The following is a 13502-nucleotide window of genomic DNA, read 5'->3' as shown; positions in this document are numbered from 1 at the left end:
AGAAGAGTGTGAATTTCAAACGGTTGCCCTCCATTCACACCTTCTGCACTCTCTGAAGTTAATTATTTAGTTTGTATGGAAATTTCGTCTTTTCCGTCTTTAATTTTGATGTCTACATTTTTGTTTGCTTTTTTAAGCGTAGACTTCATAGAATCAATTACCTGGTCGGCCTGAGAATTCGGAACTTTTTTACCATTGATAATGATGCTGTCTTTGTCATTAGAGTTATATTCTATGGTAGAACCGTTGACAGAAATCTTATTCTTTTCTATTCTGATATTACCGTTCTCATCCTCATCCTGATTCTGCTCGTCATCATTGATGCCGTCTCCGTTCAGATCTCCGTCAAAATCCATTTTGTCTTTTTTCAACGGAATTACTACTGCATTTTGAGGAATTACCAGTTCGTAATTAATACTGTAATCTCTGAATCTGTGCTCATAAGGATATTTAATATAATTTGGAAGAATTACTTTATTGTTAACAATTTCTACCGGAACATTTACATTAAGAGGAAGATTATATCCTTTGGCTTCCTTCTTAATAATCAGGTAAGGTGTTTTAATATCCGCTTTTCTTGTAACTTCTACATGTACCCAGTCTTTTTCAAACACAGAGACTTTGTCAGAGTAAAGATCATCATCGTATCCTGTAAAGTTTTGTGGAATAGATATCTGTTTCAAATCTACATACAAACTATCAGAAGTTGTATTAATAGAAATCTCTTCGGTATCTTCCTTATGTCCTTTCAGAAACATTTCTTTTTTCGCCATACTAATTCCGAAATAAGTGGAGAATGCAATTAATGCAAGGAATAATGCTCCTAAAACCCATCCTGTATTTCTTAATTTAGTTTTTGGTGAAATAAGTTTGATACTTAACAGTGCGAATATCATTGCAGGAATTAAACTTCCAATAATGATCATTGCCATCAGTATATATTTCATGTTTCCGTCATCAAACAAATAATTCATATGATTGATAGGAGGAAAATCATTATTTCCCATAAATCCAAATGCTACAAATGCACCTAATAAACTTCCGAATGCCATTAATGCGAAGATTCCTCCCAGGATATATCTTATTACATTCCAGATTCCGCTTCCTGCATTGTTGATATAAGGTTTGTTTTCGATGTAAATTTCTCCGACTCTCTGAGTAGATTCGTTGGCAAACTGAACCAACTTATTAGACTCATTCTTAAGATTGTCGAAGTTCATAGGCTTTCCCTTCATTTTCAGGAAATCTGCAGCTGTTTCTGCTTTTGGAAGTACGATCCAGAGAATTACATAAAGAAGGCCAATCAGTGAAGAAGAAATAGCTGCTGTGAAGATTCCCAATACGAAGATTCCCAGCCAGATAGCTCTCATCGCGGTAATGTCCATTCCTACATAATAAGCAAGTCCTGCACATACCCCGGCGATTTTTTGTCTTTCAGGGTCACGGAACAATTGCTTTTTATCTGTATATTCAGTACCTGAAGTGTGGGTCTTTTTAGAGTTTTTCTCAGAAAAATAAGCTTCTTCCTGCTCTTCGATCTTTTCAGGGGTTCCGATCTGTGCAATTACTCTTTCTACATCAGAATCATTTACAACTTCACGTTTTCCTAAAGAATCTCTGAAGATTTCTACCATTCTTATTTCTATATCATGCATTACCTCCTCCTCCTCTGAAGCATCCAATGAGCTTCTCAGTGCATTCAGGTAATCGCTGAGCTTTATATATGCGTGTTCTTCTATAGTGAAAGAAAAACCTGCGAGTCCTATTGAGAGTGTCTTGTTCATAGCTTTGTTTTTTAAATTTTTTGAGTAATTTGGTTTACTGACGCTGTCAGCTCTGCCCAGGTATTTTGAAGTTCATCCAAGAAAAGCTTTCCTTTTTCTGTAATCTGGTAATATTTTCTTGGTGGTCCTCCTGTAGATTCTTCCCATCTGTAGGAAAGGAACTCGCCGTTTTTCAGTCTTGTAAGGAGAGGATAGAGGGTTCCTTCCACTACATCCAGTTTTCCTTTTTTAAGTTCATCGATAAGGTCGGAAACATACATTTCACGATGGTTGATGAGACTTAAAATACAGAATTCCAGAATTCCTTTGCGCATTTGCGCTTTGGTATTTTCAGTATTCATCTTTAATAAGTTTTGTTAATTAGTTATAGTTTCAGAATAATGTTCCTAGCTAGATGAACCTATTCCGATTTTACATTACAAAGATATGTAATTAAAATGGTAATATGCAATACAAAGTAGTGAAATTTTTTAAATAAATAGTTTAAAGTATTGATTTTCAGATTAATAAATTTTAAGTTGAAATTTATATAATTGAGAATAAATTTAAAATCAACCGAAAAAATAACAAATTGTGACTGATGATTCGTATTTTTGTTTTCAATTGTACGGATTTCAATTAATGTACACCAAATGATAAATACATCTCTTTTTTACCGGTCTTTATATACGCTGCTGTTGCTCGGGCCTGTGTGCTTCGGGCAATATCGTTTTGCCATTGAAGATGCATCCAAGAAGTATAATGCAGAGGTTACCGTTGAAGAATGTCAGACTGATGCCTGTAGGAATAAAGCTGCTATCATACTGTTCAGTAAAAGTGGAGAGAAGCTGCAGACTCTTGCTTCCGGAGATTTTATCATGTATTTTAAAGAAGGAATAAAGCCGTCCAACACTGGTATAGTAACACTAACTCACGAAATGGTCCACGATGATCCTCTGGTTTTTGGAGATTTTAATTTTGACGGGACAGAAGATGTAGGCATAAGAAACGGTAGTGGCGGAAACTATGGCAGCGCTTCCTTTGATGTGTATGTTTTTAATTCCACGAAGAAACAATTCGTCCTGAGTAAAGAACTTACTGAAATTGCCAGTTCCTACCAGGGAATGTTTGATGTAGATCCCAAGCGGAAACGATTGACCACTTATGCCAGATCTGGGGCTTCCTTACATTACACCTACGAATATCAGGTGATTCCCAATAAAGGATTAGATCTGGTTTACGAAAAAATTGGAGATTTCAGTGAAGAACCTCCAAAAGTAACCATAAGAGAAAAGATTAATAACAAGTGGGTGGTTAAAAAATCAACCGAATATTAATAGTATAATAAATAGAAATGAGAATACAGAAGGAGATCGATTTTATCCTGGCAGTTGATGCCCTGAAAAACGTACAGAGAAGAAATTATAATGCCGATGATTCAAGAAGGGAAAACACAGCCGAACATTCATGGCAGATCATTATTTTGGCGCAGATTCTTTATCCATATGCTAAAAACCGTGCAGATATTGATCTTTTAAGAGTTATAAGAATGCTTTCTATTCATGATTTAGTGGAGATAGAAGCAGGAGATACTTTTCTTTTTGATGAAAAAGCGATGGTAGGGAAATTTGAAAGGGAAAAAATTTCAGCGCAGAAAATCTTCGGAATCCTGGATGAACCTTTACAGACCGAGTTTTTTGAATTATGGCTTGAATTTGAGGAAGAAAAAACACCGGACGCTATTTTTGCCTGTTCCATTGACCGTATCATGCCGTTTATCTTAAATTCTCACACTTCAGGAAAAAGCTGGACGGAAGCAGGTGTTACTGAAAAGCAGATCAGAAATATGCTGGAAAATGCTATTAGAAGGGCATCAGATGAGATGGGAGAGGCTTTTGAGGCATTACTGATCCGAAGTTTGGATACTGAAAAAGTTGTCCGGTAGATTTATCTCAAAGCAAAACTGAGATTTTTAAATTGCCGTTCTTTTTTAAGATAAATAAAGGCCTTTAACTTATCAATGCAATACAATTTTTATAAATACAATTGTATTTATACCTTATAAATAGTTTCGGGCGGCCAAAGGCCGCCCGAAACTATTTATTTACATTATTCTGATCGGTTTTTTAAACTCATCAATAGCCACAAAAGTAAAATCACCTACAATGGCTCTTTCTCTTTCATAAGAGTACATCTGCTCTGTATAGATTTCTACATTCACTTTCATACTTGTTTTTCCGACATAGGATACCTTTCCGATCAGTTCTACAATAGTTCCTGCGGGAATAGGCTTTTTAAAATCAATTTTATCGCTGCTCACGGTTACCACTCTTTTTCTTGCAAAACGGGTTGCCGTGATAAAAGCTACTTCATCCATCAGCTGCATGGCAGTACCTCCGAAAAGAGTATCGTAATGATTGGTAGTGTTGGGGAAAACCGCTTTAAAAATGCTGGTTTCGGATGCTGCAATTCTTTCTTCTGTAGTCATATTTCATTATTAATTAATGCGAAATGAAATAGATCAAAATAACAGAACAGTGACAGGAATTATAGGAATTCCTGAAGCAGTCCATCAGATCAATAACTTCAAATCGCGAAAGTTTCTTGTTTAAAGAAATAGGCAGGTCTCCTGACTTGTAACATCTTTTATCTCCTTCCCGTGCCCTGCACAGTGGATCCTTGATAAAGATTTCAGTTACTTACAGTTGCGCGACAGTCCGTGATTTTCACACGGTTCCCTTTTAATCTGCGTTAAGCAGAACCAGTTTCTGTGATGAATTAGCGTTAACTTTTTCAGTGCAAAAATAAGAATATTAAAGTGAAAAATGACAATTATTCCGGACTATTGTAGATAATCTGGCTCATCACGCGTCCTTCCTTGATGGTCCAAAGCGTGACATATCTGTTCTCACCCGAGCCGTTGATCATATAAAGATAAATATGATCTTTGTCAAGAGCCGTTACTCCAACATTATTGAAATCCATGGTAGGCTGGAACATATTTTTAATAGCTTCCCTTACAAATACTGAGCCTCTTCCCGGCTGCTGAACTCTGATGGATTTAATCTCCGTCATCCCTTCCGGAAGCCCGTTTTTGATCCCCCAGGGCTTTACTTTATCAATCGTAAGGATCTTTCCATCAGCATCTTTTTCCTGCTTTCTATAACCGGCATTGGATGGATAAACATCAATAACTACCTTGGTTCTCTGTGAAGTAGGTATTTTCGGATTACTGTTGTCTGTGAAGATCAGTGATTTTCCGTTCTTGGATTTAGAAGGAGTAAACTGAGGAAGCTGGTCTATAAAGGCAATACGCTCCTTGTTGACCATTCCTTCCTTCTCAAGATTCTCATATCTCACAAAAGGTTTTTCATCATCCTGCTTTTCAGGATATTTTATCCATACCCATTCCGTTTCTCCCGGAGCAGGTTTTACATAAACAAATACATCACCTTTACGCATCCGGATCTTATCTACAATTTTTCTGTAGTCATCCTTGTGGACACGTACGTTGGCATAGCCTTCTTCAGCTTTTACAACACCAAAAGGAACTTTATTCTGTCCTTTGACAAATGCTACGGAAAAAAGACTGAAAGCGGAGAGGTACAATGCTTTGTTGATGGAAATCATTTGATGAAATTTTTTGATCCCTCAAATATATAAATTAAATGTTTTTTTGTTTAATAAAATATAATGGTATTTAATTAAAATGATAAAATTCTTAATTTTTAGGAAGATAATTAAATTGTTGCAGTTCTTTAAGATCTTTTACCTTTCTCAGATAAGTGTCCGAGAGAAGATAAGTATCATCAGCCATATTTAGAATGCTCATATAATTATGATCGGAGATGATGATTCCTTTGTTTGGTGTCTGGCTTTTAATAATTATTTCCATTTCGTCCACGGCTTTTGGGAAAACTCCGCTGAAAGGCTCATCCAGTATCACGAACTCTGAATCAGAATAGGTGATGATCAATGTTTCAACAATTTTTTTCTCACCGCCTGAAAGGTTTCTTGAGGTTTTATTTAAAAAAGGCTGTATCATTTTTAGGTCGTAAAGCTTTTCTGTGTTTTCCCTGGTACAGAATAAAGGAATAAGCTTTCTGATTTTGCATTCTTTCGGAAGAAAAGAGGATCGCTGTGGCAGATAGGCGATTTTATTTTTCCTGTCGGACTGGTTTTTAAGAATGGTGTCATTAAGTTTGACAAACTGTGTATCGCCTTTAATTGTTCCAAAGATGATTTCTAATAGGGTCGATTTTCCACTGCCTGACGGGCCGAGAATACCTGTGGTTTTTCCGGTTTCACAGCTCAAATAAATGTCCTGCAGGATTTTTCTTCCACCAAAAGATTTGGTGACACTGTCAATGTGCAGCCTGCTCATAGGAATTTGGCAGCAATTTTAATAATTAAACTTAATGATAAAGTGATTCCCCACAAAAACCATTTTGAAAATCCAAAGTTGGCATAAAAAAAGTATTCATCTTTAAGCCTTATATCATAAATATAGAAGTGGAGGAGAGGAAAGATCAGAAAAAAGCACAGACCAAAATTTTCAATATTGAATTGACTTAAAAATAAGGCCAAAAAAGAAAATAAGACGGCAGGAATTATTAATTTTCTATAAAAAATCCAAAGTACCGTAAGGCTTTTAATCATAATTCAAAAATAATAAAAATTCATCTGCATATTTTATGTTTAAATATATCACAGCTGTTTATTGTTAAAAAAAATAACGCTGAAAAAATCAGCGCTATTTTTATAAGTTTTAAGCTGTAAATTTACAAATCATCAGATCCTTTCCAGCTCATCTGCATTAATTGTCGTTTTAAAAGTCCCGTAGTTCACGATCACTTTATTCTTGGAAATTTTCTCAATGGTTCCAACACTGGTACTTCCCGGAATACGGACACGCTGACCTTCTTTCATCCAGACGGCACGGTCGGTTTTACGTTTTTCTTCCAGCTTTTCATTGGTTTCAGCAATCTTCTCGATTACATCTTCCTTTTTAAGCTGTTGTGTGATCTTTCTTTTAACAACCTGAAGACGTTTCGATTCATCTTTATCAGCGCCTATTTTTCTGAATTTTTCCTGTTCCAGCAGTTTCACAAAGTCCTTTACAACGTCTTTTCTCGATTTGCCCTTTACGTAGCTGTCGATAAACGTTTCAATCTTATTTCCAAACTGAAGCTTTCGGTGTTCTTCTTCATATAGTTTTTGGAAGCTGAAAAGCTTTTGCTGCAGCTGCTCGTTCAGCTTCTGAAGGTTGTCGCGTTTGTCTTCCACAGATTCCTTCCTTTCGGCAAGATCGGTTTTCAGTTTTTCAACCTCAAATTTTTCCTGCTGAAGTTTTACGATCGTCTTATCAAGATTGACAATATCATGTTCCACCTTCTTTTTGGCGGCATGAATGATAAATCTCGGAATTCTGTTCTTCTCAGCTACTTCAAAAGTAAATGAGCTGCCTGCCTGTCCTACTTCCAGCTTATACATCGGTTCCAGTGTCTCCTCATCAAAAAGCATCGCTGCATTTTCAGCATTCGGAAGCTGTTCTATCACCAGTTTGATATTCGTATAGTGCGTGGTAATGATGGCGAAACTCTTTTTGTCATAGAAATACTCCATGAAGCTTTCCGCAAGGGCACCCCCAAGTTCAGGATCCGATCCGGTTCCGAATTCATCAATTAGCAAAAGTGTGTTGGCATCAGCTTCACGGATGATCCCGGACATTTTTTTAAGTCTTGACGAGTAGGTTGACAAATGATTTTCTATCGACTGATTGTCACCAATATCCGTCATAATCTTTTCGAAGAAGAACATTTCAGACCTTGGATGTACCGGAACCAGAATTCCGCTCTGGATCATCAGCTGAAGCAACCCAACGGTTTTTAGGGTGATGGATTTTCCTCCTGCATTAGGTCCCGAAATACAGATAATCCTGTTGTGGTCCGTCAATGACAGGCTTTGAGAATGAATCGTTTTGTTTTCAGCTTTATTCCTGAGCCATAACAGCGGATGGTACGCGTCTTTAAGTTTTAATGTCCTGTGACGGTTGATTTTCGGAAGTATTCCGTTGACAAGCTCAGCAAATTTAGCCTTTGCTCTTGTAAGGTCCAGGTCAAAAATATAGATCTGGTATCTCCAGAGCTGGGGTTGGAATTCTGCCAGTTCAGCAGTCAGTTTTCTGAGAATCTTGTCTATCTCCTTTTTCTCTTCCTCTTCACTTTCACGCAGCTTAAAATAGTGCTTTACAACGCTGTCCGGCTGGATATAAGTGATAGATCCTGTTTTTGAAATTCCTAAAACCCTTCCTGCCACTCTTTTCTTGAATCCGGATTTTACAGCTAAAACCCGTTGATCTTCAATAATGGTTTCGCGGATGTCATCCAGAAAATCGCTTTGTCCGTAATTGAACAGTGCACGGTTGAAATTCTCCTGAATTGCCTTTTTAGCATGTTGGATTTCAGCTCTGAGCTCTTTTAAAATAGGAGACGCATCACTTTTTACTTCCCCAAAACGGTTAAAGACCTTATCAATCTTATCAATGATTTCTTTTTTGAATTCCAGCACAGAAACATCACCTATCAAAGTAGGGAAGGTTTCGGGCATGGTCGGGAAAAACTTCTGAAGTTTTCCTATCTGTTCAGTTAAGGTTTTTATTTTAATGAAAGCACTGTTTTCCAGACGGTAATTCTCGATCAGCATTAATTTCAGCTCACTTTCGATATCTTCATATTCATCGAACGGAATTGCATTTGAACTTTCAAAACTCGAAAGATATTCCGATGTTTTTTTCAGTAAAAGTTCCGCCTCGTCAATTTCCATGGGACGAAGTTGAAGAATTTTTTCTCTCGTTTTCGGAGAATACGCAAATGGAGAGATCTCCGCGAGCAATTGCGGAAACTCTAATTCGTTTAAATCTTCTTTATTTATATACACACTGCAAATTTAGTGAGAAAATGTGATTATTATGTATATTTGAGATATTTACGAAATTAATGATTGAAACAGCCCGGTTAATATTAAAAGAAATAAACGAAAGCCACGTAGAAGACATCCTGAAGATTAGAAGCAATGAAATAATTAATCAGTTTGTGAAAAGGATTTCTCCAAAAACAAACTACGATGCTTTGCAGTTTATTTTAACGATTAAAGAAAGAACCCAAAATAATCAAACGCTTTATCTGGGAATCACCTATAAAAATCAGCCTGATCTTATTGGAACTATCTGCCTCTGGAATTTTTCTGAAGACCGGAAAACGGCTGAGGTCGGCTATGAATTACTGCCGGACTATCACAGAAAAGGAATTATGTCTGAAGCCTTAAAAGCTGTTTTAAATTACGGATTCAATAATTTACATCTGCAGGAAATTTTAGCTTTTACCAGCAGATACAATGAAAATTCGAAAGGACTCCTTTTGAAACATCATTTTATTTTGGAAGAAGGCAGAACGGATGAAGGTTTTCCTGACAATATTATTTTTAGTTTAAAGAAAAATAATTAATTCCCTACAGACTGCATTGTTTTAGCATATGAAAAATGAAATAAAATCATTAACCGGGCTTAGGGGGATTGTTGCGTTATGGGTTACGTTTTTCCATTTCAGTTACTTTAGAAGTTTTTGGATTCAGTCAGTGAATGGGAAGGGGTATGTAGCAGTAGATATTTTTTTTGTACTGAGTGCCTTTCTCCTTGCTGTATCCTATTCCGGGAAATTTCATCATCTGACTTTTGACGGAGTGCAGAGGTTTTATAAAAAAAGAGTTAACCGGATCTATCCCGTCTATTTTTTGTCCGTTGTTTTTATCATCCTTTTTATCGCAAAAGATCCTTCATGGTCTGAATTTTTAGTTAATGCAGCACTTTTACAGTGCTTTTTTAATCCCAATTATTCATTAAATGAAGTGTACTGGTCATTGAGTACAGAATGGATTTGTTATCTGATATTCCCTTTTTTGCTATGGAGCATACTTAAATTTAAAATAAACAGTTGGTTCCTGATCATAGCAGGTTTAGCTTTAAGAGGTATTGTTTCTTATCTGCCGGACATGTATTTTGATGATGCACCGCTTGAGATTGACAGATCCTCGCAATACCTGGATATCGTTTTTGGAGTGAGTTCTTTAGTGCGAACGGTGTCTTGCTATTTTATAGGAATCGGGATTGCATTTTTACCGGAAATAAAAATAAAGAAGAGCAATTTTTTTGTTTATGGTGTCGTTATTCTATCCTTTTTACTGCTTTACACCGCAAGAGGCTTATTCTTTATTCCGTTGTTGTCAGCAGTTATTATTAAGCATCTTTATTCAGAAAAAAGAAGTTTTGTCAAAAGCTTTTTAGAAACAAAGGCCGTTTACTTTTTAGGAAATATTTCATATTCATTATATATTATCCATTATATTGTAAGGAGACAGAAAATAGTCATTGTAGATTCCTATCATCTCAATAATTTTCTTCTGATTGGCTTTTCTATTCTACTGTCTTATTTTTCCTATCTTCTTATTGAAAGAAAGGTGAAAATATTTAAAACATAGCTCATCCAGCCATTTCAATAACCACATTATCCTACCGGATTTGGTCATCTAGGAATTAAAGAATATTTTTGTAATATAGTTTCCAGCAAAAGAAAATTATATCATATTAAACATCAAATTATCATATCAATCCCATGACTTGGACAGAAGTTTTAGCCCCGATAAAAAGCACAGAATATTTTACCAGCCTTTGGGAAAAAGTAAAGGAAGAATATGCAACAACCCAAGTATTTCCTCCTAAAAGTCAAATATTCAGAGCATTGGAAATCACACCTTTCGAAGAGGTAAAGGTGGTGATCATCGGTCAGGATCCTTATCATAATGATTATCAGGCTAATGGTTTGTGTTTTTCCGTATCGGAGCAGGTAGCGGCACCTCCTTCCCTTAAAAATATTTTCACAGAATTAAAGGATGACCTGGGAATCATAAGAACATCAAAAGAACTGGATGACTGGGGAAAACAGGGCGTTTTACTACTGAATGCCACTTTAACCGTCCGCGCCCATTCACCGAATTCCCATAAAGATTTAGGCTGGGAAAAATTTACAGACTTTATCATCAAAGAAATTTCAGATAAAAAAGAGAATGTCGTATTCGTACTTTGGGGAGCTTTTGCACAGAAAAAAGCCGAACTCATTGATCCGGCTAAGCATTTTATTCTAAAATCGGCGCATCCGTCACCATTTTCTGTACATAGAGGCTTTTATGGGAGCAAACCCTTTTCAAAGATCAATGAATATCTTGTTTCAAAAGGGAAAGAGCCTATTTCTTGGTAGAATTGGATGCTGCATCAGCGTTTGTAATTTTGATTCCGATCTTGTATTTTCCATTCAGATCTTTTCCTCCTGCTTCAGCTTTCCGGGAAGGCGTTACTTCTTCCAGTGAAATGGTATATCCGTTGAATTCTGCTGACTTATGGTAATCTCGTCCCGTGTTATCCATGGTAGCAAGGTTTAAAACCATAGGGCGGGTGTAGGTTCCCATTACTTCTACCTGTGCTACAGCAACTCCTGCCCAAATACATGCTACTCCTTCAGGACAGCGGCTGTCTTCAGAAATGCCTTTGAAGGTCACATTCATTTCATACTCTTTAAGGAATTTATTTTCCCCCTGATTAAAATAAATGATACCCTCTTTCTGTAATTCCGGTTTGGTTCCTGAAGAATTGGAAGCTGTTCCGGCAGCTGATTCCGGAGTCTTTGTTTTCTTTTGGGCATTGCATCCTGCTAAAGTGAGCATTCCCAGACTGAATATGATGGCTTTATGGAACATATTTTCTTTTTTTAAATAATATCAAGCATATCTAAAACTACTACCAAAAACATTGCCACACCTACCACAAGGCTAAAGCCTGTTCCGTAAATGAAGCCGATAAACGCGCCTTTAGTAGACTGTAATGCCTTATTCATATCCTTACTGTCGTGAAGAAGTTCCCCGATAAATACCCCCGCAAACATTCCTATCAGGAATCCTAAAGGAATAGGAATGAAAATTCCTACAATGGTTCCGATGATTGATCCGATACTTCCCCAGCGCGTTCCGCCGTATTTTCTGTTGGTCTTTGCTGGGATTACGTAGCTTAAAACTACAGAAACAGCGGTGAGGAGCCCAAATGCCCAGATATAGATCATCGGCAGATCGGCATCTGTCCCGAATTTGTAAATTAAAAGCCCGCAGATGCTTAGCACAAGCCCCGGAAGTACAGGCAGGAAAGTTCCCAGCATTCCGAGAACCAATAAAATAAGACAGAGAATATTAATTAAGGTAGTATCCATTCTTTTAAATTATCAATGCAAGATAGGAAAAAAGAAAATTTGCAGAAGCCTTTTTAATATTTGGGATGAAAATTGATTGTCAATAGTAAGATCATCATACTTAATTTATAAATTTGCTGTAATGAAAGACGAAATACAAGACACTAAGAATTTTTTACAGGAAATTAGTGATCAGCTATACATCTATATCAGCCAGGTAACGCCAGGCGGAATGGATTGGATTGTTCATATTGTTATCAAGCTGGCGCTTTTGTGTGCCGTGTTTTTAGTGGTAGATTTTGTTTTTAAATTTGCGATCAATTTTATTTTCAGATTTTTCCGGAATGATGAAAAATATCCGGTCATCCGGTCAATTTATCAGTCTAAGATCTCCAATTCTGTGGCTCATTTTGCGGCGCTTCTGGTGGTAGGAGGAATACATCCTTCCATATTTCCTGCAACGGCACTTCCCAAAACAAATATTTTTATCAACAGAACTATCAATTTGGGGCTTGTGCTTATTCTTGCCGGAATGCTTTACAGGTCATTAACGGGTTTCAGGAATTATTTTACCATAAAGCAGGACTTTTATAAGATCATGGCACTGAATGCCATTTCAGAAACGGTAAAGATCTTAGGAATCTTTATATTTTCCGTGGTGGGAATATGCGTCATATTTGGGATTAAAGGAACCACTATTGTTGGGAGTTTAGGAGCTATTACTGCTGTATTGGTGCTGGTTTTCAGAGATACGATTTTAGGTTTTGTAACCGGGATACACGTTGCTACCTCTAAAAATCTGAAGGTAGGAGATTGGGTGAGCATACCGAAATACAGTATGGAAGGAAATATTGTAGATATCAGTCTTCTGACAACGAAGATTATGAATTTTGATAAAACCGTTTCTACAATTCCTACCTATGACCTTTTGACTACTGAGATCAGAAACCTTCAGGTGATGTCCGAATCCAATACAAGAAGGATCAAAAAATCTATTTATTTTAATATCAATTCTTTTAAATTTCTGAATGAAGAAGATATTGAACGTTTACAAGAAATCAATTTAATTTCAGATTATCTGAAAGAAAAAACACTGGAGATAGAAAAAGAAAAACAGGACCTGAAGCATAATGATAAGACGATTAACGGAAGACAGCTTACCAATATTGGCGTCTTCAGATATTATGCTCAAAAATATATCGAGAATGATCCGGATGTAGATCAAAAAGGAGCTAAAATGGTTCGCCAGCTGGATATTACTCCACAGGGGCTTCCGCTTGAAGTGTATTGTTTTGCAAATGATTCCAAGTGGGAACATTTTGAGCAGATTCAGGCTGATATTTTCGACCATCTCCTGGTAGCTTCTAAAGAATTTGATCTTCAGGTGATGCAGATAAGCATTAAGGGATAAATAGAGAAGTTAGAAACTAGAGATTAGAAGGTAGTGATT

Annotated in this window: 14 protein-coding genes and 1 riboswitch; of the genes, 6 read left to right on the top strand and 8 right to left on the bottom strand. The window is 36.6% G+C overall.

Annotated elements, in window-relative coordinates; translation table 11 throughout:
- Positions 1-62: 62 nt before the first annotated feature.
- Both J4Q03_RS06535 and J4Q03_RS06530 read right to left on the bottom strand, forming a co-directional pair.
- Entirely contained in the window at positions 63-1784 is a 1722-nt protein-coding gene (locus J4Q03_RS06535) for a PspC domain-containing protein (protein WP_426047402.1), read from the bottom strand.
- 11 nt (positions 1785-1795) lie between these two features.
- Entirely contained in the window at positions 1796-2125 is a 330-nt protein-coding gene (locus tag J4Q03_RS06530; RefSeq protein WP_034728860.1) for a PadR family transcriptional regulator, read from the bottom strand.
- 291 nt (positions 2126-2416) lie between these two features.
- Here J4Q03_RS06530 and J4Q03_RS06525 point away from each other — a divergent pair, with 291 nt between their 5' ends.
- Complete coding sequence (locus J4Q03_RS06525; RefSeq protein ID WP_426047401.1) at positions 2417-3100, top strand: XAC2610-related protein; 684 nt, start codon at positions 2417-2419, stop codon at positions 3098-3100.
- A gap of 17 nt (positions 3101-3117) precedes the next feature.
- A complete protein-coding gene (locus J4Q03_RS06520) occupies positions 3118-3708 on the top strand; it encodes an HD domain-containing protein (RefSeq protein WP_426047400.1) in 591 nt (196 codons plus the stop codon).
- Positions 3709-3867: 159 nt separating this feature from the next.
- Here the strand turns inward: J4Q03_RS06520 and J4Q03_RS06515 are convergent, their stop codons facing one another.
- The 4 genes from J4Q03_RS06515 to J4Q03_RS06500 form a co-directional block, all read right to left on the bottom strand.
- Positions 3868-4251, bottom strand: a complete 384-nt coding sequence (locus J4Q03_RS06515; protein WP_426047399.1) for an acyl-CoA thioesterase — start codon at positions 4249-4251, stop codon at positions 3868-3870.
- Between the two features lie 114 nt (positions 4252-4365).
- Positions 4366-4544, bottom strand: a riboswitch (cobalamin riboswitch).
- Positions 4545-4595: 51 nt separating this feature from the next.
- On the bottom strand, positions 4596-5393 hold the full coding sequence (locus J4Q03_RS06510) for a hypothetical protein (RefSeq protein ID WP_426047398.1): 798 nt from the start codon (positions 5391-5393) through the stop codon (positions 4596-4598).
- 91 nt (positions 5394-5484) lie between these two features.
- Positions 5485-6147, bottom strand: a complete 663-nt coding sequence (locus tag J4Q03_RS06505; RefSeq protein ID WP_426047397.1) for an ATP-binding cassette domain-containing protein — start codon at positions 6145-6147, stop codon at positions 5485-5487.
- Positions 6148-6554: 407 nt separating this feature from the next.
- On the bottom strand, positions 6555-8702 hold the full coding sequence (locus J4Q03_RS06500) for an endonuclease MutS2 (RefSeq protein ID WP_426047396.1): 2148 nt from the start codon (positions 8700-8702) through the stop codon (positions 6555-6557).
- 59 nt (positions 8703-8761) lie between these two features.
- On the opposite strand from J4Q03_RS06500, the gene J4Q03_RS06495 reads away from it, so the two are divergent.
- From J4Q03_RS06495 to J4Q03_RS06485, 3 genes are all read left to right on the top strand, one after another.
- Positions 8762-9268 (top strand): GNAT family N-acetyltransferase, encoded by a 507-nt coding sequence (locus J4Q03_RS06495; RefSeq protein ID WP_426047395.1) that lies wholly within the window; start codon positions 8762-8764, stop codon positions 9266-9268.
- Between the two features lie 28 nt (positions 9269-9296).
- The gene (locus J4Q03_RS06490) at positions 9297-10298 is read left to right on the top strand and encodes an acyltransferase family protein (RefSeq protein WP_426047394.1); all 1002 of its coding nucleotides are present in this window, start codon (positions 9297-9299) and stop codon (positions 10296-10298) included.
- 134 nt (positions 10299-10432) lie between these two features.
- Positions 10433-11074 carry a uracil-DNA glycosylase gene (locus J4Q03_RS06485; RefSeq protein WP_426047393.1) on the top strand — a complete coding sequence of 214 codons (642 nt, stop codon included), beginning with the start codon at positions 10433-10435 and terminating at the stop codon, positions 11072-11074.
- Here the strand turns inward: J4Q03_RS06485 and J4Q03_RS06480 are convergent.
- The gene (locus J4Q03_RS06480; protein WP_426047392.1) at positions 11061-11570 is read right to left on the bottom strand and encodes a hypothetical protein; all 510 of its coding nucleotides are present in this window, start codon (positions 11568-11570) and stop codon (positions 11061-11063) included. The two genes, J4Q03_RS06485 and J4Q03_RS06480, sit on opposite strands and share 14 nt — an antisense overlap.
- An 11-nt stretch (positions 11571-11581) precedes the next feature.
- A complete protein-coding gene (locus J4Q03_RS06475; RefSeq protein WP_426047391.1) occupies positions 11582-12073 on the bottom strand; it encodes a DUF456 domain-containing protein in 492 nt (163 codons plus the stop codon).
- 121 nt (positions 12074-12194) lie between these two features.
- On the opposite strand from J4Q03_RS06475, the gene J4Q03_RS06470 reads away from it, so the two are divergent.
- A complete protein-coding gene (locus J4Q03_RS06470) occupies positions 12195-13463 on the top strand; it encodes a mechanosensitive ion channel family protein (RefSeq protein ID WP_426047390.1) in 1269 nt (422 codons plus the stop codon).
- The last annotated feature ends 39 nt before the right edge of the window (positions 13464-13502 follow it).

Origin of the sequence: Chryseobacterium sp. NFX27 (genome assembly GCF_049887855.1) — a bacterium.
In the GTDB taxonomy this organism is placed as follows: domain Bacteria; phylum Bacteroidota; class Bacteroidia; order Flavobacteriales; family Weeksellaceae; genus Chryseobacterium.
This window is presented reverse-complemented; position numbering and strand designations above follow the sequence as displayed.

What these genes read in the sequence shown, in the direction of transcription:
- J4Q03_RS06475 (WP_426047391.1), bottom strand. Translation starts at nt 12,073, where the DNA reads ATGGATACTACCTTAATTAATATTCTCTGTCTTATTTTATTGGTTCTC.
- J4Q03_RS06470 (WP_426047390.1), top strand. Translation starts at nt 12,195, where the DNA reads ATGAAAGACGAAATACAAGACACTAAGAATTTTTTACAGGAAATTAGT.
- J4Q03_RS06480 (WP_426047392.1), bottom strand. Translation starts at nt 11,570, where the DNA reads ATGTTCCATAAAGCCATCATATTCAGTCTGGGAATGCTCACTTTAGCA.
- J4Q03_RS06530 (WP_034728860.1), bottom strand. Translation starts at nt 2,125, where the DNA reads ATGAATACTGAAAATACCAAAGCGCAAATGCGCAAAGGAATTCTGGAA.
- J4Q03_RS06485 (WP_426047393.1), top strand. Translation starts at nt 10,433, where the DNA reads ATGACTTGGACAGAAGTTTTAGCCCCGATAAAAAGCACAGAATATTTT.
- J4Q03_RS06520 (WP_426047400.1), top strand. Translation starts at nt 3,118, where the DNA reads ATGAGAATACAGAAGGAGATCGATTTTATCCTGGCAGTTGATGCCCTG.
- J4Q03_RS06490 (WP_426047394.1), top strand. Translation starts at nt 9,297, where the DNA reads ATGAAAAATGAAATAAAATCATTAACCGGGCTTAGGGGGATTGTTGCG.
- J4Q03_RS06535 (WP_426047402.1), bottom strand. Translation starts at nt 1,784, where the DNA reads ATGAACAAGACACTCTCAATAGGACTCGCAGGTTTTTCTTTCACTATA.
- J4Q03_RS06495 (WP_426047395.1), top strand. Translation starts at nt 8,762, where the DNA reads ATGATTGAAACAGCCCGGTTAATATTAAAAGAAATAAACGAAAGCCAC.
- J4Q03_RS06505 (WP_426047397.1), bottom strand. Translation starts at nt 6,147, where the DNA reads ATGAGCAGGCTGCACATTGACAGTGTCACCAAATCTTTTGGTGGAAGA.
- J4Q03_RS06515 (WP_426047399.1), bottom strand. Translation starts at nt 4,251, where the DNA reads ATGACTACAGAAGAAAGAATTGCAGCATCCGAAACCAGCATTTTTAAA.
- J4Q03_RS06525 (WP_426047401.1), top strand. Translation starts at nt 2,417, where the DNA reads ATGATAAATACATCTCTTTTTTACCGGTCTTTATATACGCTGCTGTTG.
- J4Q03_RS06510 (WP_426047398.1), bottom strand. Translation starts at nt 5,393, where the DNA reads ATGATTTCCATCAACAAAGCATTGTACCTCTCCGCTTTCAGTCTTTTT.